This window comes from Mycobacterium sp. IDR2000157661 (assembly GCF_022317005.1).
Taxonomy (GTDB): domain Bacteria; phylum Actinomycetota; class Actinomycetes; order Mycobacteriales; family Mycobacteriaceae; genus Mycobacterium.
In genome coordinates this window covers 3,344,289-3,365,195 of the sequence record NZ_CP081006.1, presented here as the reverse complement: position 1 = coordinate 3,365,195, position 20,907 = coordinate 3,344,289, and the positions used below count along the sequence as shown (strand labels likewise).

Here is a 20,907-nt window from a genome sequence, read left to right as displayed (position 1 = left end):
CTGCGGGTGCGCGGCGAGCAGACGCATCGAGGTCCTCCAGTGAATTAGCGCAGGCTGTCCTAAATCAGTGGTGAGGTTACCCTATCCTTGCCATGCTGAGCGGCCTACCTCGAGATCCGCGCCCACCGGATGAACCGCGGCTGCGGTCGCTCCGTAACGTGAGGCCGTTGGCTAGCGGGAAGGGTGACGGCATGGATCTGACGGGCGTCGGTATATGGAGTTCGCAGCTGCGTTACGGCGACCAGGGGCAGGCCGCCGAAGCCGCCGCGGAGCTGGAGGAGCTGGGCTTCGACGCGTTGTGGATACCGGACGTCGGCGGGCCCGTGCTCGACTCGGTGGACCACCTGCTGACGGCGACGACGAACGTGGTGATCGCGACCGGCATCCTCAACCTCTGGATGCACGAGCCCGCCGACGTGGCCGCTCGTTACGCCGAGCTCAGCGCGTCGCACGGGGAACGTTTCCTGCTGGGTATCGGCGTGAGCCACGCACCGCTGATCGACTCGACCGAACCGGGCCGCTACCGCAAGCCACTGGCCGCGACGCGCGCGTATCTCGACGGGCTGGACGCCGCCGAACACCCCGTGCCCGTAGGCAACCGGGTACTCGCGGCGCTGGGCCCCAAGATGCTCGAACTCGCTGCGAGCCGCTCCCGCGGGGCACACCCCTACCTGGTCACCCCCGAGCACACCGGGTTCGCGCGTGAGCACCTCGGTGCCGGCCCGCTGCTGCTGCCCGAGCAGACGGTGCTGCTCACCACCGACGCCGACCAGGCGCGCTCGCTGGGCACCGATTGGCTGCGCGCGTATCTGGCGCTGCCGAACTACGCCAACAACCTGCTGCGGTCCGGCTTCACCGAAGACGACGTGAGCTCAGTGAGCGACCGGTTGTTCGACGCGATCATCGCCTGGGGAGACGAGGAGACGGTGCTGCGCCGCGTGCGCGAGCATCACGACGCCGGCGCCGACCATGTCTGCGTTCAGGTGCTCACCGCCGACCCGCGCGAATTCCCGCACGAGCAGTGGCGCCGACTGGCCGCGGCCCTACGCTGAGGACTCCAGTTCGGAAAGAACCTCGTCGCTGTCCATTCCGGCGACCTCGAGGTAGACCTCGGCCACCGCAGTGAGCCGCTCGCCGTCGGCCTCCCCGGCGAGCAGGCGCTCGGCGAGCCCGGCCACACACCGCGCGGCGAACATGTCGGTCACCTGCGCCGTCGGAGCGTCGAGCCAGTCGCGCACCCGGGCGATCACCTGGGTCGCCAACACCGAGTCGCCGCCGAGGGAGAAGAAGTCGTCATCGGCGCCGATGCCCTCGGGATCGATGTCGAGCACGTCGGCCACAATGGCGGTCAGCGCCGATTCCAGCGGGCCTGACGGCGGCCGGTACATCTGGGCCGCAGGGGGTTTCGCCTCGGCCAGCAGTCGCGCGACGGCCGTGCGGTCGATCTTGCCGTTGAGGGTGAACGGGATCGCATCGGTGACGACGATGACGCTGGGAACCATGTGGGCAGGCAGGAGATCGGTCAGCGCCGCGGCGACGGATCGCGCGTCGACGCTCGGATCCGCGCTGCGCACCACCGCGCCCAGGGCGTCACGGTCGCCGGCGGCGACGGCGGCGACGGCGGCGTCGACACCAGCCACCCGTTCGAGCGCCGCCTCCACCTCGCCGAGTTCGATGCGGTAACCGCTGATCTTGACCCGGTGGTCCATCCGGCCGACGAACTCCAGCGTGCCGTCGGGCCAGTAGCGCGCGAGATCACCGGTGCGGTACCAGGTCCGGCCGTCGTGTTCGACGAACTTCTCGGCCGTCAGGTCGGGGCGGCCCCGGTATCCGCGCGCGATCCCCCGGCCGGTGAACCAGAGTTCGCCGGGCACCCAGTCCGGGCAGTCGCTGCCGTCGGCGGCGACGACGCGGCACGCGTTGTTCGGGAAGGGGTGACCGTACGGCACCGACGTCCACGCCGCCGGAAGCTCGCCGACCTCGCAGACGGTGCCGTGCACGGCGGTCTCGGTGGCGCCGCCGAGACCCGACACCCGCACCGATGGTGCCGAATCACGAAGACGCCGAACGAGTTCGGGGCGCACCCAGTCACCGCCCAGCAGCACCACGCGCAGGCTGCGCAGCCGCTCGCCACCGACTTCGAGCAGCATGTCCAGCCATCCTGGCATCCAGTTGAGCATCGTGACGCCGTGCTCGTCGACGAGTCGCGCCCAGACGTCGGGATCGCGGCGCTGATCCTCGTCGACCACCACCACGGTGCCGCCGGCGCGCAGGATCGGGAAGATCTCCAGCACCGACATGTCGGCCTCCAGGGAGGCCAGTGCCAGGCTGCGGTCGGCGGGTCCCAGACCGAACCGGTCGGTGACGAACTCGACGGTGTTCATCACCGCGTCGTGCGTCAGTTCCACACCCTTGGGCTCACCGGTCGACCCCGACGTGAACAGCACGTAGGCAAGGGATTGCGGATCGACGGGATCGCGCTCACCGTCGGCTGCCGACCGAGCCGCATCGGCGACGCGGAGGGTCGGCACGTCGAGTCCCACGGGTCCGGCCCCGCCGCTCAGCAGCACCGCCGACACGCCGCTCGACGCGAGGATCCGCGCGGTCCGGTCCGCCGGCTGGTCGGCGCCGATCGGCAGGTAGGCCGCGCCGGCGGCAAGGATGCCCAGCGCCGCCGGGATCTGCTCGGTGCACTTGGGTCCGATCAACGCGACCACGTCACCTCGGCGAACCCCGTTGGCGCGCAGCATTGTAGCGACGCCGAGCGCCCGCGCACGCAGTTCGCCGTAGCTGAGCTCGCCGTCACGCCCGATCAGGGCGGGTGCACCCGGAGCGGCCGCCGCGGTGCGGAAGAACCCGTCGTGCAGCGCCTCTCCGCTGGGCGGCGCGGCGGTGCCGTTCACCACCTCGCGCACGGCCCGCTGCGCCTCGGGCAGCGCGGGCGGGTCGGGCCGCTCCCAGGCGGTGTCGTCGGTGGCGAGTCGGGTCAGCTCGGCCAGGTGGTAGGCGAACATGGCGTCGGCGACGCCGGGCCGGAACGCGTCGACGCGGACGTCCCAGTTGATCATCAGGCCGTCCGCCAGCGGCGTCGCCTGGGCGTCGATGAGCACCTGCGGCCCCTGGGAGATGGTCCACACCGGCGCGCCGAACTGATCTGTCACCTCACCGGCGAACAGGTCGCCGAGCCCCAGCGCGCTGGTGTAGACGATCGGCGCGAGGGTCTGGTTGCCGCGGTGCCTGCCGATGTCGCGCAGCACCGACAAGCCCGAGTAGCTCGAGTGCCTCGCGGTGTTGTGCAGCGTCCCCTGCACCGCCCGCGCCCGTTGGGTGGGGGTTCTGGTGTGCGACAGGTCGATGTCGAGCATCAGCGAGGAGGTGAAGCACCCGACGAGCTTCTCGACGTCGGGGTGGAACGGCTCACGGCCGAACATCGGCAGGTTCAGCAGGAAGCGCGGGCCACTCGACCAGCGCGCCAGCGCATTCGAGTAGGACGCCGCGACGGCCATGGCGGGGGTGATGCCGCGGCGGTGTGCGGCGGCGAACAGGGCGTCCCTGGTCGGCACGTCGAAGATGTGCCAGAGCCGCACGCTGCGGCGGGGGTCATCCTGCTCGGCAGGAGGCGTTAGCGGCAAGGCGGGCGCTTCGGGGAGCCCGGGAATCCGTTCGGCCCACCACCGCAGGTCCTCCTCGGTCGGCCCGGGATCGGCCGCCGTCAGCGCGGCGCGGTACTCGCGGTAGGTGTAGCCGAGGTCGGGCAGGTCGCCGCCGCGGTAGAACACCGCGAGGTCGGCCATGAACTTGCGGTAGCTCACCGCGTCGGCTGCGTTCATGTCCATGTCCACGTGCAACCGGGTGCGGCCGCCGGGACGCAGGGACAGGCTCAGCTCGAGCACGTCACCGTCGAGCATCTGATGCGACTTCTGGTGCCGGATCGCCTCCAGCCGCTCGTCGGCGGCCGCGGTGTCGAGGTCGCGCAGATCGTGCACGGTGACCGTAAGGCCGCGGTCACCGATGCGCTGGGTGCCGTCGGGCAGGATTTTTACCCGCAGCATCGGATGGCGGGCGACGAGTTTCGCCGCCGCCGCGCGCAGCCGCTCGGGATCGACACCGGCGCCGTCGAACTCGACATACAGGTGCGCCGCGACACCGCCGAGTCGCTGGTCGGCGTTGCGGCCCAACCACATCGCGTGCTGCATCGGTGCGAGCGGGAACGGCGCCTCCCCGGCGTCGCCGGCGTCCCCGGCCCCCGGGCGGGCCACCGGTGCGGGCGGAGTGTCGGCGCGGCGTTCGGCCACGAACGTCGACCACGCCGCCACGGTGGGGTTCTCGGCGAGCGCCGCGAAGTTGATGTCGATGCCCTGCTTACGCCACCGGCCGGACAACGACATCATGCGGATCGAGTCGAGGCCCGACGCGATCAGGTCGGCCTCCGGGTCGACGGTTTCCGGACTCACGCCGAGAAGCTCGGCGACCTCCTCACGCACCGTCCTGCCAGAACTCACGCCGTCCTCCGAATTAGTACAGGCTGCCCTAACTAGCCCGGGGAACGCTACCTTATATCCGCACGCATCCGTACACCTACCTCGAGGGGCCCGAATCGCGATGAGCACCGGCTTCCAACAGCACACCGCCGCACCAGGATCGGTCGAGACCGGCGATCTCACGACCGGTTTCGTGCCGTTTCCGGCTGACCGCGCCGAGGCCTACCGGCGAGCGGGCTACTGGGCCGACCGCCCGCTCGACTCGATCCTCGGCGACGCGGCATCAGCCTGGCCCGACCGGACGGCGGTGATCGACCCGGCCGTGAGCTACACCTTCGCCGACCTCGACACCCGTGCGGACCGCGTCGCCGCGGCGCTGACCGACGGCGGGATCGCACCCGGTGACCGACTGCTGGTGCAACTGCCGAACACCTGCGACTTCGCCGTCGCGGTGTTCGGGGTGCTGCGGGCAGGCGCCGTCCCGGTGATGTGCCTGCCCGGCCACCGCGCGGCCGAACTGAACCATTTCGCGGCCACCAGTGACGCCGTCGGCCTCATCGTCGCCGACGTCATCGCGGGCTTCGACTACCGCGAGTTGGCCGCCGAACTGGTCGCCGCGAACCCGGCCCTGCGGCATGTCTTCGTCAACGGCGAGCCGGGTGACTTCGAATCCTTCTCGGCGCTGGCCGAATTCGACGGGCCGCCACCGCCCCGCGTTTCGGTCGACCCGGATGCACCGGCCCTGCTGTTGGTGTCGGGCGGCACCACCGGCCTGCCGAAGCTGATCGCGCGCACTCACAACGACTATCTGTACAACGCGAAGGCAAGCGCTCAGGAATGTCAGATGACCGGCGACGACGTCTATCTCGTCGTCCTGCCGGCCGGGCACAACTTCCCGCTCGCCTGTCCGGGCATCCTGGGGTCGATGACGGTCGGCGCCACATCGGTTTTCACCACCGACGCCAGCCCCGAATCGGCGTTCGCGTTGATCGACCGCCACCGAGTCACCGTCACCGCTCTGGTCAACGCACTGGCCAAGGTGTGGACCCAGGCCTGTGAGTGGGAACCGGTGCTGCCGACCTCGCTGCGCCTGGTGCAGGTGGGCGGCTCGCGAATGACCCCGCAGGAGGCCGAGTACATCCTGTCGGGGCTCACGCCGGGGCTGCAGCAGATCTTCGGGATGGCCGAGGGCATGCTGAACTTCACCCGTCCCGGTGATCCCGTCGACGTCGTGGTCAACACCCAGGGCCGCCCGATGTCGCCCCACGACGAGATGCGGGTGGTCGACGAGTCCGGCGCGGACGTGGCCGCCGGTGCGGAGGGCGAGTTGCTCGTGCGCGGGCCCTACACCCTCAACGGCTACTACCGCGCCGAGGAGGCCAACGCGCGGTCGTTCAGCCCGGACGGCTTCTACCGCACCGGCGATCGCGTGCGCATCTTCACCGACGGTCCGCACGCCGGATACGTCGAGGTCACCGGACGCATCAAGGACGTCATCCACCGGGGTGGCGAGACGGTGTCGGCGTCCGACCTCGAAGAGCATTTGTTCGCGCACCCTGCGGTCTATGCCGCGGCGGCGGTGGCGCTGCCCGACGACTTCCTCGGCGAGAAGATTTGCGCCGCCGTGGTTTTCCAGGGCGCACCGATCACGCTTGCCGAGTTGAACCGGTTCCTCGACGACCGCGGCGTCTCGGCGCACTGCCGCCCCGACGTGCTGGCGCCGCTGCCTGCGTTGCCCAAGACCGCGGTCGGCAAGGTCGACAAGAAGAAGGTCATCGCTCAGTTGGTGTCCTGAGCCCAGCTGATGTCCTGACGGTCAGGACACCTCGATCTGCTCGGCCATGCCCGGTGCGGCGAGCAGTTCGACGATGCGGTCGGAAACCGCTGCCGCCGTTGGGTGTTCCCACAGCAGCGTGGGCGGCAGCGACAGCCCGGTTCGCTTCTCCAGGGTGCGCAGCAGTCCGACGGTCATGATCGAGTCGACGCCCGCCTCCACCAGCGGCAGGCCGGTATCCACGTCGCGCTCGGGCAATCCCAGCTGCGCCGCGACGGCGGCGACGACGATTCCGCTCACGTTCTCCGGGTCGACGTCCGGCCCGCCGTCGGCAGGCGCCTCCCCCGCCTCGTTCTCAACAGCGGGCGCCACGTCGGCCAGCATCGGCACTGCTGCAGCATCTGGAAGAACGGGCAGCACAACCACATTCGGTTCGTCGAGGCGCATCGCCAGGTCGAGTGCGCGCATCGCCTCGTCGGCGCCGACGGTTCCCATGCCGAGCGCATCCAGCTGCGCCGCGACGAAGCCGGAGGTCGACCCCATACCCAGGCCCCGCCATGCCGTCCAGGCCACGCTGACCGTGCGGTCACCCAACCCACGGCGGTGCCGGGCCATCACATCCAGGAACGAGTTGGCGCACGCGTAGGCGCCCTGGCCGGGGAATCCGGAGAGGTAACCGCATGACGAGAACAACACCATCCAGTCCAGCTGCTCGGGCGGGAAGACCTCGTGCAGGGTCAGGGTGCCGTCGACCTTGGGGTGCATCGCGGCGCGGAAATCCTCGGGCGTGGTGTTGACCAGCAGTGCGCCCGCCTCGACACCGGCGGCGTGGATCACGCCGCGCACGGGCGGCAGGTCCCGCAGCGTTGCGCGCAGCACACCGGCGGCGCCGGATGCGCCGATGTCCACGGCGACGACGTGCACGGAGACCCCGCGCTGCTCGAGCGCTGTGACGGTGTGGGTCAGTTCGCAGTCACCGTGCCACTCGGACCGGTCCGGTATGCCGGACCGCGACAGCAGCACCAGTCGTCGGGCGCCGATGTCGGCCAGCCGCGCAGCCATGCGCAGACCCAGCACGCCGGTGCCCCCGGTGATCAGGTAGGTACCGCCGGCCGAACACTGCAGTGGGGCAGCCGCGCCGCGCTCGACGGGCGCCAGGCGGGCCGACCGGGCGACCCCGTCGCGCACCACCACGACGGGGTGACCGTGCACCGACGACAGCACGCCGACCGGCAGTCCGGCGGCGACGTCCAGTACCCCGCCGAAGACGTCCGGATGTTCGGCCGCGGCCACCCTGGCCAGGCCCCACAGGGGCGCGGGTCCCAGGTTGGCGCCCTCGTGCACCCGGTGGGTGAGGATCCACATGCGGGCCGTCGCGCCATGGTCCACCAGAACGCGCAACGTCCGCGTGGCCAGCGCGACCGACTGCTCGGGTGAATCCTGGGGCCGCGGAATCAGCAACACCACCGCGTCCCGTTGGGTCACGACCGGCGACGCGGCCACCTCGACCGGGTCGCCGCAGAACGCGTAGGGGACTTCGGCGGCGGCGAGGTCGCGGCCGACGAGGTCGCGGCTGCCCTGGTCACCGCCGACGATCAGGACCGCAGCGGGCCTGCTGTCCTCGCACCACGGCACCGGATGCCACGCAACTCGGTGCAGCATCCGGGAAACATCACTGCCCGAGGGGTTTTCGAGTGGCTCGAAGGCCATACCGGTCAGGGAGGCGAGCACCTTGCCCGACTGCTCGGCCAGCACCACGTCGGTCGTGGTGGTGCCGGGGCGACGCCGAACGTGCAGCAGCGCCACCGCGGGCGGGCGGCCGTGCACCTGTATCCGTTCGATGCTCGCAGGCATGCGCAGCCGCGGTGGACCGTCGAACACCGTCGACGCCGCCGACGTCGCCGCGTCCAGCAGCGAGGCCCAGGTGTCGGGCCAAGAGCCGTCACCGTGCGTGGTGACCCGGGCGAGCAGTTCGCCGTCGCCGCCGCTGATTTCGCGGATCTGCCAGTCGAATCCCATCGCGGCCACTCCCAGTGCGGACAGCGTGTGGACCACATGGTCGGGGGGCAACGGCCGGTGGCACCGATCGCGGGCCGCGGCTTCGTCGAGCAGCCGCCCGAGTAGGTCCTCGATGTGCTCGTCGGCCGCGGCCACCGCGCTGCTGTGGGTCAGCCACCCGCCGTCCTCGGCGCCGTCCTCGTCGTCGACCAGGCGGGTGGCCAGCGTCAGGCCTCGGTCCTGCAGCACCACCTGGACGTCACGGGCACGCCCCGGTGCGACCGGTGTGCGCAGTCGGACGTCGACCAGATCAGTGCCCACGCGGTCACAGCGGGTGTTCAGGCCCGCGGCCGCAGCGAGGAACGTGTTGACGATGACCGCGGCGGGCACGATCTCGGTGCCCTTGACCGGATGATCTCCGGGATAGGGCCGGGTGCTCATGTCGAGGCGGGTCTGCCACATCCGCGATGTCACGGCGCCGGTCACCTCGGTGCGGCCACCGAGCAACGTGTGACTGCGTACGTCGTGCACGGCGCGCCCGCCTGGTGGCGGCGTGGGGGTGCGCCAGAAGCGGCGGTGTTGCCACTGCGTCACCGGCAGGTCGTGTGCCCACGGTGCGGCCGCGTCGAAACCGTGGGCGACCGGGGCGCCGTGACAGTGCAGCGCGGCGAGTGCCGTTGCGACCGAGTGCATCTCCGGCCGGTCCCGCCGCAGCAGCGGTACGACCGCGTGCTCGTCGATTCCGGCATCGGCCAGGGTTTCGGCGATCGAGTGCGCGACCACCGGATGCGCCGACACCTCGAGGAAGAGTCGGTGTCCGTCCTCGATCGCCGCCGACACGGCCTCGGCGAACCGCACGCGGTCGCGCAGATTGGCCACCCAGTAGTGCCGGTCACGCGGTGCTCGGGACCGCGGGTCGGCCAACGCCGTGGTGTACAGCGGAGTTTCGGCGGCGCGCGGAGCGGGCAGCTGCCCGGTGAGGCGGCCGAGTTCGCCGGTCAGCGCGTCCATCGCGGGACTGTGGAACGCGACGTCGGTGTTGACGCGGCGCACCATGACGCCCTGCTGCGCCCAGTCGGCGCTGACCTCGGCCACGGCGTCGACCGTGCCCGACACCACGGTCGAGGCGGGCGATGCGTTGATCGCCGCCTCGATGTCGGTCCGCCCTCTCAGGCGTCGCTGTGCCTCGGCGAACGGCAGGCGCACAAGTGCCATGGCGCCCTGCCCCGCCACCGACCGGAAGCCGCGCGCCCGGTAGCACGCGACCGCGGCACCGGTCGTCAGGTCGAACACCCCGGCCGTCACGCAGGCGGCCACCTCGCCGACCGAATGCCCGATCACCGCGGCGGGTGTCACGCCGCGCGCCCGCAGCACGGCCGCCAGGCCGACTTGCATGGCGAACGTCAGGGCCTGCACCCGGTCGGTGCCGCCGAGTTCGCCCGCGGTGAGCGCCTCGCGGGCAGAGAAGCCGAGCTGCGCCTCGAACACCGGGTCGATCGCATCGATGACCGTCGCGAATTCCGTTGCGGCGGTGAGCAGTCGGCGACCCATGCCGGTCCAGTGCGAACCGTGGCCGGAGAACACCCACACCGCACCGTCGGCCGCCGACGGCAGCACGGCGCCGGTGACCACCGCGCGGTCGGGGGTGTCGGCGGCCAGTGCGGACAGCGCCGTCGCCGCGGCGGCGAGGTCGTCGGCGATCACGGCCGCGCGCACCGGTTCGTGTGAGCGGCGCACCCACATGGTGGCCGCGACCCGGTCGAGGGAATCGCCGCCGCCGTTCAGGTGCTCGGCGAGCGCGCCCGCCTGCGCACGCAACCGCGCGGCCGACCGGGCCGACACCGGGATGACCGCCGGAACTTTCTGTCTGTCAACGGCTTCCGGGCCAGGCTGCGCCGGCGCTTCTTCGAGCAGCACATGGGCGATGGTGCCGCCGTAGCCGTAGCTGCACACCGCAGCGCGCCGTGGCCGCTCCGCGGTGCGCTGCCATGGTTCGGCATCGGTCGGCACCCGCAGCCCGCTGCTGGGCCAGTCGACGGCCGGAGTCAGGGTGGTCAGGCCCGCAGTGGGCGGGATGGTCTCGTGGTGCAGGGCCAGGGCCGCCTTGATGAGCCCGACGACACCGGCGCCCCCCTCGAGGTGGCCGACATTCGGTTTGACAGAGCCGATGCGGCACGGCGCGTCGCCCCCGCGGCCGAAACCGTAAACCGATGCGAGGGCGCGCACCTCGGTGGGATCACCGGTCGGGGTGCCGGTGCCGTGCGCCTCGACGAAGTCGACGCTCGCGGGACTCACGCCCGCCGACCGGCAGGCCCGCCGGAACATGTCGGCCTGGGCGTCGCCGTTCGGCGACATGATCCCGACGGTGCGACCGTCCTGCGCGACGGCGCCGCCGCGCACGACCGCGTACACGTGGTCCGCGTCGCGGACCGCGTCGGCGAGTCGCTTGAGCACCACCACGCCTGCGCCCTCACCGCGCCCGTAGCCGTCGGCGGCGGCATCGAACGTCTTGCACCGTCCGTCGGCAGCGGTCGCGCCCGCGACGTCGAGCACCCGGGTCAGCCCGGGTCCGATCAACGCGCTGACGCCCCCGGCCAGCGCCAGCGACGTCTCACCCGCCCGCAGCAGTTGACAGGCCTGGTGCACGGCGACCAGCGAGGCGGCGCAGGCGGCGTCCAGCGCCACGCTGGGCCCGCGCAGGTCGAGTAGGTGCGACACCCGGTTGGCGATGCCGCACAACGACGTGCCGATCCCGGTCCAGGCCTCGATGCCGGTGAGGTCCTCCATGACGAGCTTGCCGTAGTCGTCGGAGTTGACGCCCATCAGCACGGCGGTGTCGCTGCCGGCCAGCGACCGCGGCCGTACGCCCGCGTGTTCCAGCGCCTCCCAGCTGACCTCGAGCGCGAGCCGCTGCTGGGGGTCCATCAGCTCCGCCTCGCGTGGGGACACCCCGAAGAACTCGGCGTCGAACCCGCCCAGATCCGGCAGGAACGAGCCCAGCTTTGTGGCCTCCCTGAGCACCGCCGCATTGCGCGGGTCGCGGCGCAGATACGGCTCCCAGCGTTCGCTGGGAATCTCGGTGACGTCGCTGCCGCCTGCGAGCAGGAAGCGCCAGAACTGCGCCGGGCTGCTGACGCCGCCCGCCAGTCGACAGCCCATGCCGACGATCGCGACCGGTTCGGGGGATGCGGAATCGGCCACCTCAGCCCAACCCGATGGATAGCGAAGTCTGGGTAGCCTTCCCTAATAAATCATCGGACATGCGGGCAATCTTGACACAACCGCACTGATCTTTGTGATTCACACCGCGTCGTCGGCGGTGGCGCTGGTCACGTCGCGGCGCCGTCGACCCGGGTCGCTACAGCGTGCGGATCGCCAGGGGCTCGTCGCGGCCGGAGACCCGGATCTCGACGCTGCGGATCTGGTCGGTCGGGATGGCCGTCGCGGCCGCCAGACCAGTGGCCTCGTCGCCGGCCGGGCGCCAGGACCCGACGGTTCGCTGTGCGCCGTCGCGCGTGATCACCACCATGTCGTAGCTGTCGACCTGACGCGCCCAGTCCTTCGTGTACTCACACGCCCAGTGGAGTTCGGTGCCCCACTTCTTCTGCGTCACGGCCAGTTGCGCGGTGAGCCCTTGGCGCTCCGCCTGCTGCATCGGCTGCATCGCCACGGTCTGCACCGCGGACTGGCGGGGGAACACCGTCGAGCCGACGACCACCCCGAGGACGGCCAGCACCGCCGCCGATGCCACCGCGGCCACCAGCGCACTGCGGCGGGACCGCTGCTGTCTCTTGGCCGCGGCGCGAGCCAGGGAGGCGACATTGTCGGGCCGCTCGGCGGGCACCGGCGGGCCGCCGATGTCGGTGAGGGCCACCGCCTCCTCGCGGCTGAGCGCGTTCAGAATGCCGGGCATGCCGGCCAGTTCGGTCAGGTCGGCGGTCCGTTGCGGATTCTCCGCCAGAAAGTCCTCGTAGTCGCGTCGGTCCTGTCGACTCAGCGCACCCAGTACGTAGGCGGCATCCCATTCGGCGATGTCGTCGTCGGGTGTGCGGTCGGGATTCGGTCCGCTCACTGGACCACCCCCCTTTCCTGCAGTGCGATTCGCAGCGCGCGCAGCGCGTAGTGGAGTCTGGATTTCACGGTGCCCTCGGGTATCCCCTCATGCTGGGCGATGTCTGCGACGGTCTGGCCCAGGTAGTAGGCGCGCACGATGGCGGTGCGGTGGTCCGGGCTCAGCGACTGCAACGCGTCGGACAGGATCCACTTGTCGAAGGCCGGCCCGAGGGTGTCGGCCGACGGCCGCTCGGGCATGTCGTCGGTCTGCAATTCGCGGCTGTAGCGGGCGCTGCGCCGGTCGTCGATCACCAGGTTGCGCGCGACGGTGAACAGCCACGCACGAGCCGACTCGCCGGGCTGCTCCATGATTTCCGGCTTGCGCCACAGCCGCAGCAGCGACTCCTGCACCACGTCTTCGGCGAACGGCATGTCGCCGCGCGTGAGCCGCAGCACATAGCGCAGCAGTGCCGGGCTGTGCTCGTCGTGGATCGCCCGCAGGAGCGCGGCCTGGTCCGGCTCAGGGCTCATCCCTTCTCCTCCTGTCGTCGCTCAACACAACGGAGCGCACGAGGCAATCGTTCAACGTTCGGCGCCGTCAGTCGAGCAGATCGCGCACCACGGCGTCGGCCAGCAGCCGGCCGCGCCCGGTCAGCACCAGCCGATCCTCGTCGCGGGCGAGCAGGCCGTCACCGACGACGGTGTCGGCGCGGCGGCGTTCGGCCGCGCTCAGCAGGGCCAGCGGCAGGCCGGCCCGCAGGCGCACCCGCAGCATCACGTCCTCGACGTGCGCGAGCCCGCTGTCGAGGTGTTCGTGGTCGGCGACGGGCAACGTCTCCGCGGCCAACGACCTGGTGTAGGCGCCGGGGTGCTTGACGTTCCACCACCGCGTCGCGCCGACGAACCCGTGCGCTCCCGGTCCTGCTCCCCACCACTGGCCGCCGTTCCAGTAGCCGATGTTGTGCCGGCACTCGCCGCCGGGCCTGCTCCAGTTCGAGACCTCGTACCAGTCGAACCCGGCGGCGGTCAGGCGACCGTCGAGCAGTTCGTAGCGCCGGGCCAGCACGTCGTCGTCGGGGGCCGCCGACTCGCCTCGCCGCACCCGACGCGCCAACGCCGTCCCGTCCTCGACCACCAGCGCGTAGGCCGACACATGGTCGACGCCGGCGTCGATCACCGCATCGACCGACCGGAGCAGATCGTCGTCGCTCTCCCCCGGCGTGCCGTAGATCAGATCGAGGTTGACGTGGCCGAAGCCGGCCGCGCGGGCCTCCCTGGCCGCCTCGAGCGCCCGACCGGGCGAATGCACCCGGTCCAGGGCCGCCAGCACGTGTGGCGCGACGGACTGCATGCCCAACGACACCCGCGTGTATCCGGCGGCGAGGAGCTGGTCGAACAACCGCGCCGAGGTGGACTCGGGGTTGGCTTCGGTGGTGATCTCGGCGTCGGCGGCCAGGGTGAACGGCTCGCGGACCGCCTCGAGCACCGCCGCAAGGGCCGCGCCGCCGAGCAGCGACGGGGTGCCGCCGCCGACGAAGACCGTGTCGACGGGTCGGACCGGGCCCAGCAGCTGCGCGGCCAGCCGCAGCTCGACGCGCAACCCGGCGAGCCAGGCGTCGGGGTCCGCACCGCCCAGCTCGGCGGGCGTGTAGGTGTTGAAGTCGCAGTAGCCGCAGCGGGTGGCGCAGAACGGTACGTGGATGTAGATACCGAACGGCCGCCCCGGTGTCGGCGCGAGTGCCAGCAGCGGAACGGGCGCGGTTCGGACAGTCACCCCGCCAGTGTCCCAGACGCACCGTTTCGTTCACCGTGCGCGAAAGTCTGGCCAGTTAGGGCATACGCCGGTGTCCGTGGCACAATCGAACTCGTGATTGCCGCCCACTTCCCCCACCGCATTTCGTTGGTGGCGCGGCGGCACGTCGACTTCAAGCGCGTTTGTACCTGTTGTTGTCAGCGTTGACGTCGTAGATCGCCCACCTGAAACTTCAGCTGGCCGCCGGATCTGCGCCGCCGGACAGCCACCGGTGATGCCGCGCGATCCGGCTCCACAAAGGAGCCACACCATGACCACAGCCCAACCCAAGCCGGTCAAGCGTCCGCGCGGCGAAGGCCAGTGGGCGCTCGGTTACCGCGAGCCGCTCAACCCGAACGAGCAGTTCAAGAAGGACGACGACGCGCTCAACGTCCGCGCCCGCATCCTCGACGTCTACTCGCAGCAGGGCTTCGACAGCATCGACAAGCAGGACCTGCGGGGCCGCATGCGCTGGATGGGCCTCTACACCCAGCGCAAGCAGGGCTACGACGGCACCTGGACCGGTGACGAGAACACCGACATGCTCGAAGACGAGTTCTTCATGATGCGGGTGCGCTGCGACGGCGGCGCGCTGACCAACGCCGCGCTGCGCACGCTCGGCGAGATCTCCACCGAGTTCGCCCGCGACACCGCCGACATCAGCGACCGCGAGAACGTGCAATACCACTGGATCCGCATCGAGGATGTGCCGCAGATCTGGGAGCGGTTGGCCGCGGTCGGGCTGCAGACCACCGAGGCCTGCGGTGACTGCCCGCGCGTCGTGCTCGGCTCGCCGCTGGCCGGCGAGTCGCTCGACGAGGTCCTCGACCCGACCTGGGCGATCGACGAGATCGTCAAGCGCTACATCGGCGATCCGTCGTTCTCCAACCTGCCCCGCAAGTACAAGACCGCGATCTCGGGCCTGCAGGACGTCGCGCACGAGGTCAACGACGTGGCGTTCATCGGGGTGAACCATCCCGAGCACGGGCCCGGGCTAGATGTATGGGTCGGCGGCGGACTGTCGACGAATCCGATGCTGGCCCAGCGACTCGGCGCCTGGGTGCCGCTCGACGAGGTGCCCGACGTCTGGGAGGGCATCACCTCGGTGTTCCGCGACTACGGCTACCGGCGGCTGCGGTCAAAGGCGCGGCTGAAGTTCCTCATCAAGGACTGGGGCGTAGAAAAGTTCAGGGAAGTTCTCGAAACCGAGTACCTGGGCCGCAAGCTGATCGACGGCCCGGCGCCCGAGCCGGTCAAGCACCCGATCGACCACGTCGGCATCCAGCGGCTCAAGAACGGCATGAACGCCGTCGGCGTAGCGCCGATCGCCGGGCGGGTCTCCGGCACGATCCTGACCAAGGTGGCCGACCTGGCCGCCGCCGCGGGTTCTGACCGCATCCGCTTCACCCCGTACCAGAAGCTGGTCATCCTCGATGTGCCCGATGAAAAGTTGGCCAAGCTCGTCGAACAGCTGGATGCGCTGGGCCTGCCGTCGCGGCCGTCGCACTGGCGCAAGAACCTCATGGCGTGCACCGGCATCGAGTACTGCAAGTTGTCGTTCGCCGAGACTCGCAACCGCGCACAGGTGCTGGTGCCCGAGCTGGAGAAGCGGCTCGACGACATCAATGCCCAACTCGACGTGCCGATCACCGTCAACATCAACGGCTGCCCGAACTCCTGCGCCCGCATCCAGGTCGCCGACATCGGCTTCAAGGGCCAGATGGTCGACGACGGCGACGGCAACGCCGTCGAGGGATTCCAGGTTCATTTGGGCGGCAGCCTGGGGCTGGACAGCGGCTTCGGCCGCAAGCTGCGCCAGCACAAGGTGCTGTCCACCGAGCTGGGTGACTACATCGACCGAGTCGTTCGCAACTTCGTGAAACAACGCGAGCAGGGTGAGCGTTTCGCTACGTGGGCCATACGGGCGGACGAAGCGGATTTGAGGTGAGTCGATTGACGACGACGGAGAGCGACCTGCAGGCACTCGCCGAACGCGGTGCCGCCGAACTCGCCGGCGCCAGCGCGGTGGACCTGCTGCGCTGGACGGACGAGCACTTCGGTGACGCCGGCGGGCCGGCCGGTGGATCCGATTACATCGTGGCGTCCAACATGCAGGACGCGGTGCTGGTCGACATGGCCGCCAAGGTGCGCCCCGGTGTGGACGTGCTGTTCCTCGACACCGGCTATCACTTCGTGGAGACCATCGGCACCCGCGACGCCGTGGAGGCGGTCTACGACGTCAATGTGGTCAACGTCACCCCGGAGAAGACCGTCGCCGAGCAGGACGAATTGTTCGGCAAGAACCTGTTCGCCCGCGAGCCCAACGAGTGCTGCCGGATGCGCAAGGTCGAGCCGCTGTCCAAGGCGCTGCGCGGTTACTCGGCGTGGGTGACCGGCATTCGCCGGGTCGAGGCGCCCACGCGCGCCAACGCTCCGCTGATCAGCTGGGACAAGGCGTTCGGCCTGGTGAAGATCAACCCCCTGGCCGCATGGACCGACGAGGACATGCAGGCCTACATCGACACCAACGGCATCCTGGTCAACCCGCTTGTCGAGGAGGGCTACCCGTCGATCGGCTGCGCGCCCTGCACCGCCAAGCCGATCCAGGGCGCCGACCCGCGCAGCGGCCGCTGGGCGGGCACCGGCAAGGTCGAATGCGGGCTGCACGCGTCGTGAGCCTGATCCTCACCGCGCACGGCAGCGCCGATCCGCGGTCGGCGGCGGTCACTCACGCGGTCGCAGGCCGCATCCGCCGGTTGCGACCGTGGCTCGATGTGCGTCCGGCGTTCCTCGAGCAGAACGGCCCGAGCCTGCGTGACACGCTCGACGGTCTGCCCGACGGTGGCGTCATCGTGCCGTTCCTGCTCGCCGACGCCTACCACGCGCGCGTCGACATCCCGGCCGCGGTCGCAGCGTCCGGCGCCCGCGTCGAGCGGACGGACGTGCTCGGCGAGGACCCCGCGCTGCTGACGGTGTTGCGCCTGCGCCTCACCGAGGCCGGTGTCTCCCCCGACGACGACGGCCTGGGAGTGCTCGTCGTCGCGGTCGGGTCGTCGAGCGACGCAGCCAACGTGCGCACCGCGACGGTGGCGAAGGCACTGAGCGCCGGAACCCGCTGGCGCAGTGCGCGAACGGCGTTCGCCACCGGTCCGCATCCAACGGTCGCCGAGGCCGCCGACCGACTGCGGGCCGACGGCGTACAGCGAATCGTCATCGCGCCGTGGTTCCTCGCTCATGGCCGGATCACCGATCGCGTCGCGACGTTCGCTGCGGCACAAGGCATTTTGATGGCCGAGCCGCTGGGCTCGCACAACCTCGTGGCCGCCACGGTGCTGGACCGCTTCGACGCGATGACCGGGGCCCGCGCCGCCGCCTGACTGGCCGCCGATTCAAGTGACATAAGTCCCTGTTCGCCTTGATACCCCCATAGGTATTGTAGAGATACCTGCTGGGGTATTAGTGCTCCGGCCGACGAAGGAACCGTGGCCATGAAGTTCATCCAGTACTACCTGGACTGCCTGTCGCATGCGTCGTATCTGGTCGGCGACGAGGGAACCGGACGCGCGGTGGTGGTCGATCCGCAACGCGACGTGTCCGGCTACCTCGCCGATGCGAAGGCATACGGGCTGACCGTCGACCTGGTCATCGAGACCCACTTCCACGCCGACTTCCTCTCCGGACACCTCGAGTTGGCGCAGGCCACGGGCGCGAAGATCGTGTACTCCTCGGTGGCGCAGCCCGAGTTCGAGTTCATGGGCGTCGACGACGGCGAGCGCTACTCGTTGGGCGAGGTGACCCTCGAGTTCCGCCACACGCCCGGCCACACCCCCGAGTCGCTGAGCGTCGTGGTCTACGAACACGCCGCCGACGACATCCCCTTCGGCGTCCTGACCGGTGACGCGCTGTTCATCGGCGACGTCGGCCGTCCCGACCTGCTCGCATCGATCGGGTTCACCCGCGAGGAGCTCGCCGACAAGCTGTACGACTCGCTGCACGAGAAGTTGATGACACTGCCCGACCCGACGCGGGTGTATCCGGCGCACGGTGCGGGCTCGGCGTGCGGCAAGAACCTGTCCACCGAGCGGTGGTCGACGATAGGCGACCAGAAGGCCACCAACTACGCGTTGCGCGCTCCCGACAAGGCGACGTTCATGCAGCTGGTCACCGAAGGCCAGCCGCCGGCGCCGTCGTATTTCGTCTACGACGCGATCCTGAACCGCAAGGCGCACAGCCTGCTCGACGAGAACAGGCGCCCGGTGCCGATGACCTACGAACAGGTGATGGCGGCGCTCGACGGCGGCGCCGTGCTGGTCGACGGCCGCAGCCCCGAAGAATTCGCCCAGGGCCACGTCCGCCGGGCGATCAACATCGGACTCGACGGTCGGTACGCCGAGTTCGCCGGCTCGATCCTGCCGCCCGATGTCGACATCGTCCTCATGACCGAACCGGGCCAGGAGACCGAGGGCAAGAACCGGCTCGCCCGTATCGGTTTCGACCGGGTGATCGGCTACCTCGCATCGCCGTCCAAGACGATGTACGAGCACCGGAGGGACGTCGAGGTCGCATCTCGGCTCACCGCAAGAGCTTTCGACCAGCGGGCCGGGCAGATGCCCGACCTCCAGATCGTCGATGTGCGCAACCCCGGCGAGTTCGAGGGCGGCGCGATCCCCGGCGCGGTCAACATCCCGGTCGCCCAGTTGGCCGGCCGCCTGGACGAACTCGACGCGGCGGTGCCCACCGTCGTGTACTGCGCGGGCGGGTACCGCTCGTCGGTCGCCGCGAGCCTGCTGCGGCAGCGCGGTTTCACCGACGTCAGCGACATCGTCGGCGGCTACGAGGCCTGGCGCCAGGCCGTGCAGAACGTTTGAGACAGGAGAAACACGATGACCACCGACAAGCACCACGTCCTCATCATCGGCGGCGGCACCGCGGGCATCACGGTCGCGGCCCGCCTGCTGCGCAAGGGTATTCGCGATGTCGCCGTGATCGAGCCGTCGGAAACCCACTACTACCAGGCGCTGTGGACCCTGGTGGGCGCCGGCCGGGCGAAAGCGGCATCGACGGCGCGGCCCGAGGCATCGGTGATGCCGAGGGAGGTGACCTGGATCAGGAACGCCGCCGCCGCCGTCGACCCGCAGGCCAACACTGTCACCTGTGGCGACGGGGCGACGTACGAATACGACGTCCTCGTGGTGTGCCCGGGGATCCAGCTCGACTGGGATCGCACCGAAGGACTGCGGGAATCATTGGGCCGCAACGGGGTATCGTCGAACTACCGCTTCGACCTGGCGCCGCGGACCTGGGACTTCATCCGGTCGACGCGCTCGGGTAGCGCCGTGTTCACCATGCCGTCCGGGCCGATCAAGTGTGCCGGCGCACCGCAGAAGATCGCCTACCTCGCGTGCGACCACTGGCGACGGGAGGGCGTACTGGGCGACATCGACGTGCACCTCGTCGTGCCGACCCCACGGATCTTCGGCATCCCGGAGATCGCCGACAACCTCGACAAGGTCATCTCGGACTACGGGATCAACCTGCACACCGCCTCGGAGGTGACCTCCGTCGACGCGGAAGCCCGCAAGGTGACGGTGACGAGCGTGGGTGCGGGCGGGTCGCAGACGATGCTGCCCTTCGACGTGCTGCACGTCGCTCCCCGGCAGTCGGCGCCGGACTGGGTCAAGGCCAGCCCGTTGTCGGCCTCAGACCCCAACGGGTACGTCGAGGTCGACAAGCACACCCTGCAACACGTGCGGTATCCGAACGTCTTCAGCCTCGGTGACGCCGGTTCGACGCCGAACTCGAAGACCGGTGCGGCGATTCGCAAACAGGCGCCCGTCGTCGTGGACAACATCGTGGCGTTCCTCAAGGGTGAGCCTCTGCGCGCTCGCTACGACGGCTACGCGTCGTGTCCGATCGTCACCTCGTCGCACGCGATGCTGCTCGCCGAGTTCGACTACTCGCTGCAGATGACGCCGACGTTCCCGCTGATCGACCCGACCAAGCCGCACCGGGCCTACTGGTACCTGAAGAAGTACGGGCTGCCGTTCATGTACTGGAATCTGATGCTCAAGGGTCTCGCGTGAGCCCGCTCGAGTAGTCGAGCGACACCACGGAGACGACGACCAGCGCCATCACCCCCGCGGCCAACAGATAGACCTCCCACCGCGGGGTGATGGGACTGGGCAGCGGGCGGCGAGCCAGCGTCCGCTGGCGCCGGAATGCGACGGTGAAGGTGTACAACGCCACGGCCAGCGCGAGGCCCACCGCAACGAACCCGAGCCGCCCGAGATCGCCGTGCAGGTCCCGGAACAGCAGCAGCGCACCGTTGGCCAGCACCCCGAGCGAGGTGCGGGTCCACGACAACACGGTGCGTTCGGCCGCCAGCCCGGCGTCTCCTGCGCCGGGCGAAGCTGTCATCCGGTGGCCGTCCGCCACAGCATCAGCCCGATCATCACGACGGCGATCACCACGAGGCCGATCGCGAGATAGGCGGGCGTGGGATGGCGTGGCAGGGGACGGCCGCTGCGCACGGCGCGATCCACCTGGCGCCATCGCACCAGGCCCATCGCGGCAGCCGAGATCGCCAGCAACCCCAGCAGCAGTCCCACCACGTGGCGGGCGCCGGGAATGCCGAACTGCGGCACGAACTGGATCACCGCGACCGCCCCCGCCAACAGGCCCAGAGCGGTGCGCTGCCACGCCAGAAAGGTCCGCTCGTTGGCCAGCGTGAACCGATAGTCCGGTTCGTCGTCGGCCGGACCGCCGCCCGCGCCGCTGCCGTCCGTCATCGCCGCCCTCCCTGAGCGCAC

General features: G+C 70.2%; 14 protein-coding genes. 7 read left to right on the top strand and 7 right to left on the bottom strand.

Features of this window, described 5'->3' with window-relative positions; translation table 11 throughout:
* Positions 1–191 precede the first annotated feature (191 nt).
* Positions 192–1,052, top strand: a complete 861-nt coding sequence (locus tag K3G64_RS17560; protein ID WP_238950772.1) for an LLM class F420-dependent oxidoreductase — start codon at positions 192–194, stop codon at positions 1,050–1,052.
* Here K3G64_RS17560 and K3G64_RS17555 read toward each other — a convergent pair.
* Positions 1,044–4,502, bottom strand: coding sequence for a non-ribosomal peptide synthetase (locus K3G64_RS17555; RefSeq protein ID WP_238886118.1), 3,459 nt, complete (start codon positions 4,500–4,502; stop codon positions 1,044–1,046). The genes K3G64_RS17560 and K3G64_RS17555 overlap by 9 nt on opposite strands.
* A 100-nt stretch (positions 4,503–4,602) precedes the next feature.
* Between K3G64_RS17555 and K3G64_RS17550 the strand changes: the two genes are divergently transcribed.
* Positions 4,603–6,276 (top strand): (2,3-dihydroxybenzoyl)adenylate synthase, encoded by a 1,674-nt coding sequence (locus K3G64_RS17550; protein WP_238886116.1) that lies wholly within the window; start codon positions 4,603–4,605, stop codon positions 6,274–6,276.
* A gap of 21 nt (positions 6,277–6,297) precedes the next feature.
* On the opposite strand, the gene K3G64_RS17545 is transcribed toward K3G64_RS17550, so the two are convergent.
* The 4 genes from K3G64_RS17545 to hemW form a co-directional block, all read right to left on the bottom strand.
* Entirely contained in the window at positions 6,298–11,412 is a 5,115-nt protein-coding gene (locus K3G64_RS17545) for a type I polyketide synthase (protein ID WP_238950770.1), read from the bottom strand.
* A 199-nt stretch (positions 11,413–11,611) separates the two neighbouring features.
* Positions 11,612–12,325 carry a hypothetical protein gene (locus K3G64_RS17540; protein WP_238886114.1) on the bottom strand — a complete coding sequence of 238 codons (714 nt, stop codon included), beginning with the start codon at positions 12,323–12,325 and terminating at the stop codon, positions 11,612–11,614.
* Entirely contained in the window at positions 12,322–12,837 is a 516-nt protein-coding gene (locus K3G64_RS17535; protein WP_238886112.1) for a sigma-70 family RNA polymerase sigma factor, read from the bottom strand. Before K3G64_RS17535 ends, K3G64_RS17540 begins: the two co-directional genes overlap by 4 nt.
* A gap of 67 nt (positions 12,838–12,904) precedes the next feature.
* Positions 12,905–14,080 carry a radical SAM family heme chaperone HemW gene (gene hemW / locus K3G64_RS17530; RefSeq protein ID WP_238886111.1) on the bottom strand — a complete coding sequence of 392 codons (1,176 nt, stop codon included), beginning with the start codon at positions 14,078–14,080 and terminating at the stop codon, positions 12,905–12,907.
* Positions 14,081–14,369: 289 nt separating this feature from the next.
* Between hemW and K3G64_RS17525 the strand changes: the two genes are divergently transcribed.
* The 5 genes from K3G64_RS17525 (at position 14,370) to K3G64_RS17505 (ending at position 20,181) form a co-directional block, all read left to right on the top strand.
* On the top strand, positions 14,370–16,046 hold the full coding sequence (locus K3G64_RS17525; RefSeq protein WP_238886110.1) for a nitrite/sulfite reductase: 1,677 nt from the start codon (positions 14,370–14,372) through the stop codon (positions 16,044–16,046).
* Positions 16,010–16,774: a phosphoadenylyl-sulfate reductase gene (locus tag K3G64_RS17520; RefSeq protein WP_238886108.1), complete on the top strand. Its 765-nt coding sequence runs from the start codon at positions 16,010–16,012 to the stop codon at positions 16,772–16,774. The genes K3G64_RS17525 and K3G64_RS17520 overlap by 37 nt, the downstream gene beginning before the upstream one ends.
* Complete coding sequence (locus K3G64_RS17515) at positions 16,753–17,475, top strand: sirohydrochlorin chelatase (protein WP_238886106.1); 723 nt, start codon at positions 16,753–16,755, stop codon at positions 17,473–17,475. Before K3G64_RS17520 ends, K3G64_RS17515 begins: the two co-directional genes overlap by 22 nt.
* Before the next feature lie 111 nt (positions 17,476–17,586).
* Positions 17,587–18,966 carry an MBL fold metallo-hydrolase gene (locus tag K3G64_RS17510; protein WP_238886104.1) on the top strand — a complete coding sequence of 460 codons (1,380 nt, stop codon included), beginning with the start codon at positions 17,587–17,589 and terminating at the stop codon, positions 18,964–18,966.
* 15 nt (positions 18,967–18,981) lie between these two features.
* Positions 18,982–20,181, top strand: a complete 1,200-nt coding sequence (locus tag K3G64_RS17505; protein WP_238886103.1) for an NAD(P)/FAD-dependent oxidoreductase — start codon at positions 18,982–18,984, stop codon at positions 20,179–20,181.
* On the opposite strand, the gene K3G64_RS17500 is transcribed toward K3G64_RS17505, so the two are convergent.
* Together K3G64_RS17500 and K3G64_RS17495 are read right to left on the bottom strand one after the other, a co-directional pair.
* The gene (locus K3G64_RS17500) at positions 20,165–20,515 is read right to left on the bottom strand and encodes a DUF202 domain-containing protein (RefSeq protein ID WP_238886101.1); all 351 of its coding nucleotides are present in this window, start codon (positions 20,513–20,515) and stop codon (positions 20,165–20,167) included. The genes K3G64_RS17505 and K3G64_RS17500 overlap by 17 nt on opposite strands.
* The gene (locus K3G64_RS17495; RefSeq protein ID WP_238886099.1) at positions 20,512–20,886 is read right to left on the bottom strand and encodes a YidH family protein; all 375 of its coding nucleotides are present in this window, start codon (positions 20,884–20,886) and stop codon (positions 20,512–20,514) included. Before K3G64_RS17495 ends, K3G64_RS17500 begins: the two co-directional genes overlap by 4 nt.
* Between the last annotated feature and the right edge of the window lie 21 nt (positions 20,887–20,907).